At 73.4% G+C, this 2,785-nt stretch carries 3 protein-coding genes; 1 reads left to right on the top strand and 2 read right to left on the bottom strand.

Features of this window, described 5'->3' with window-relative positions; all coding sequences use genetic code 11:
• The coding region (locus QM626_RS06330; RefSeq protein WP_415075134.1) for an o-succinylbenzoate synthase at positions 1-925 on the bottom strand (925 nt) is incomplete at its 3' end.
• A 116-nt stretch (positions 926-1,041) separates the two neighbouring features.
• A complete protein-coding gene (locus QM626_RS06325) occupies positions 1,042-1,731 on the bottom strand; it encodes a DJ-1/PfpI family protein (RefSeq protein ID WP_415075132.1) in 690 nt (229 codons plus the stop codon).
• A 56-nt stretch (positions 1,732-1,787) separates the two neighbouring features.
• Between QM626_RS06325 and QM626_RS06320 the strand changes: the two genes are divergently transcribed.
• Positions 1,788-2,672 carry a 1,4-dihydroxy-2-naphthoyl-CoA synthase gene (locus QM626_RS06320; RefSeq protein WP_415075130.1) on the top strand — a complete coding sequence of 295 codons (885 nt, stop codon included), beginning with the start codon at positions 1,788-1,790 and terminating at the stop codon, positions 2,670-2,672.
• Positions 2,673-2,785 lie beyond the last annotated feature (113 nt).

Raw genomic sequence — 2,785 nt, 5'->3', positions numbered from 1 at the left:
CCGGCGCGGCGGCGAAGCGCGCCAGCAGGTCGGCGTCCGGCTGTGCGCGGCGCACCGCGATGGCGCCGTCGCGGGCCTGGAGCGGGTCGCCGGTCACGTCCCGGGCGAGCAGGGAAGAGGTGCCCAGCCCGCAGTCGTGGTCCAGGTCGGGCAGGGACGCCGCCAACGCGAGCCCCATGCCGAGCCCGACCGACGTGTCCAGCGCACTGGAGACGATCGCCGGAACGCCCGCCTGCGCGACGATCTCGAGCGCGCGGCGCACGCCGCCCAGCGGCGCGGCCTTGACGACGACCAGGTCGGCGGCGCCCGCACGGACCACCCGCACCGGGTCGTCGGCCTTGCGCACGCTCTCGTCCGCCGCGATCGGGATGCCGAAGTGGCCGATCCGTTCCCGCAGGTCGATCAGCTCTGGCACGCTCGCACAGGGCTGCTCGACGTACTCCAGATCGAACTCGGACAGCGCCCGCACGGCGTGGTCGGCCTCGTCGAGGTTCCAGCCGCCGTTCGCGTCCACGCGGATCCGGCCCTCCGCCCCCATGACGGCCCGCACCGCGCGCACCCGGGCCACGTCCTCGGCGAGGCTCTGCCCGCGCTCGGCGACCTTCACCTTCGCGGTGCGGCAGCCGTGGAACCGGTCGATCACCCCGGCGACCTCGCCCGCGGTGACCGCGGGCACCGTCGCATTGACCGGGATCGATCCGCGCACCGGATGCGGCTGCGGCATCCATCCGAAGTCGATCGCCGCGGCGAGCCACGTCGCGGCCTCGGCATCCTCGTACTCGGTGAACGGCGAGAACTCGCTCCATCCCTCGGGACCGTCGAGCAGCAGCGCCTCACGCACCTCGATGCCGCGGAACCGGGTGTGCAGGGGGAGGGCGACCACGTGCGCCGCGGCGCGCAGCTCGTCGAGGGGCGGCAGGCTCATGGCTCCATCCTGCCGCGGCGGCGCGCGTGTGGAGCTGCGGCCGGCGTCGTTGTCGAGGAGATTCTCGAAACTGAGGAGGATGCCGGGAATATTCCTCCTCAGGATGCGGGATCTCCTCAGAATCGCGGATGCCGTAGCCGCTCTGCCGCCCGCGCCACGAGCGGGCCCCGAAGGCGGCGAGACTGGGCCGTCACCCGTTCGACCTCGGCGGGGTCGGCGTCGGGCCTGCGCGGCGAACCGGCGTCGAACGGCGGCTGCGGATCGTATTCGAGCGCCAGCTGCGCCCGCCGCGCCGTGTCGGCGTCGAAGAGCTCGGCGGCGAGGGTCAGTGCGAAGTCGATCCCGCTGGTGACTCCCGCTCCGGTGACGATGCGACCGTCGATGACGACGCGCTCGGCGACCGGGACCGCGCCGAGATCGGCCAGCATGTCGAGCGAGCCCCAGTGGCTGGTGGCGCGGCGGCCGGCGAGCAGGCCCGCCGCGGCGAGCGCGAAGGAGCCGGTGCACACGCTCGTGACGTAGCGTGCGTCGACGGCCTGCCGGCGCAGGAAGCCGAGGGCCGTCTCGTCCTCGAACAGCTCGAACGCCCCCTGCCCGCCCGGGACGAACAGCACGTCGGCCTGTGGCGCGTCGGCGAGCGTCGTGGTGGGCAGGATCGAGAACCCGGCATCGGTGGGCACCGGCTCGATCCGATGCCAGGCCAGGTGGAGCTCGGCATCCGGGAGCCGTGAGAACACCTGGGCCGGCCCGGTCAGGTCGAGCTGGGTGACGTTGGGGAACAGCAGCGCGACGAAACGGATCGACATGGCCTCACCCTACGGGCGGCGGGTTGCGTCGCGTGCGCGTAACTAGGCTGGAGTCCATGAGCGTGTCCGAGATCTTCGACCCCGCCGAGTGGACCCTCGCCCCCGGCGCGGAGACGTACACGGACATCACCGCGCACGTCACCCACGACGGCCGCGTCGCTCGCATCGCGTTCGACCGGCCGGAGGTGCGCAACGCGTTCCGGCCGCACACGGTCGACGAGCTGTACCGCGCGCTCGAGAACGCGCGGCAGGACCCGCGCATCGGCGTCGTGCTGCTGACCGGCAACGGCCCCAGCCCCAAGGACGGCGGCTGGGCGTTCTGCTCCGGCGGCGACCAGCGCATCCGCGGCCGCGACGGGTACCGGTACGAGGACGGGACCGCGTCGACGGGACGGCTGCACGTCCTCGAGGTGCAGCGGCTCATCCGCTTCATGCCGAAGGTCGTGATCGCCGTGGTGCCGGGGTGGGCGGCCGGGGGCGGGCACTCGCTGCACGTGGTGTGCGACCTGTCGCTCGCCAGCGCCGAGCACGGCCGCTTCAAGCAGACGGACGCCGACGTCGGCTCGTTCGACGCCGGCTACGGCAGCGCGTACATGGCGCGCCAGGTCGGGCAGAAGCTCGCGCGCGAGGTGTTCTTCCTCGCCGAGGAGTACTCGGCCCAGCGCGCCTACGAGATGGGCGCCGTCAACCGGGTCGTCCCGCACGCCGAGCTCGAGCGGGAGGCGCTGGCGATGGCCCGCACGATCCTCACCAAGAGCCCGACCGCGATCCGGATGCTCAAGTTCGCCTTCAACGCCGTCGACGACGGGCTGGTGGGCCAGCAGGTGTTCGCCGGCGAGGCGACCCGCCTGGCCTACGGCACCGAGGAGGCCGTGGAGGGCCGCGACGCGTTCCTGCAGAAGCGCGAGCCCGACTGGTCCTCCTTCCCCTACCACTTCTGACCTGGGGAGAGGGGAGCGATGAGGGCGGTCGCGCCGGAGGGGACGGGGGCGCGGGACGTGCTGCGCGCGGTGCGCGCGGCGGTCGAGGGCGCGGGGCCGGCGGTGCTGCTGGG

The sequence above is a fragment of the Microbacterium sp. genome, assembly GCF_047606385.1.
In the GTDB taxonomy this organism is placed as follows: domain Bacteria; phylum Actinomycetota; class Actinomycetes; order Actinomycetales; family Microbacteriaceae; genus Microbacterium.
The sequence above is the reverse complement of the archived record's forward strand: the minus strand, read 5'-3'. Positions and strand labels throughout refer to the sequence as shown.

Bases quoted from the DNA above. Each gene is read 5' to 3' on its own strand.
- QM626_RS06325 (WP_415075132.1), bottom strand. From the start codon at position 1,731: ATGTCGATCCGTTTCGTCGCGCTGCTGTTCCCCAACGTCACCCAGCTC.
- QM626_RS06320 (WP_415075130.1), top strand. From the start codon at position 1,788: ATGAGCGTGTCCGAGATCTTCGACCCCGCCGAGTGGACCCTCGCCCCC.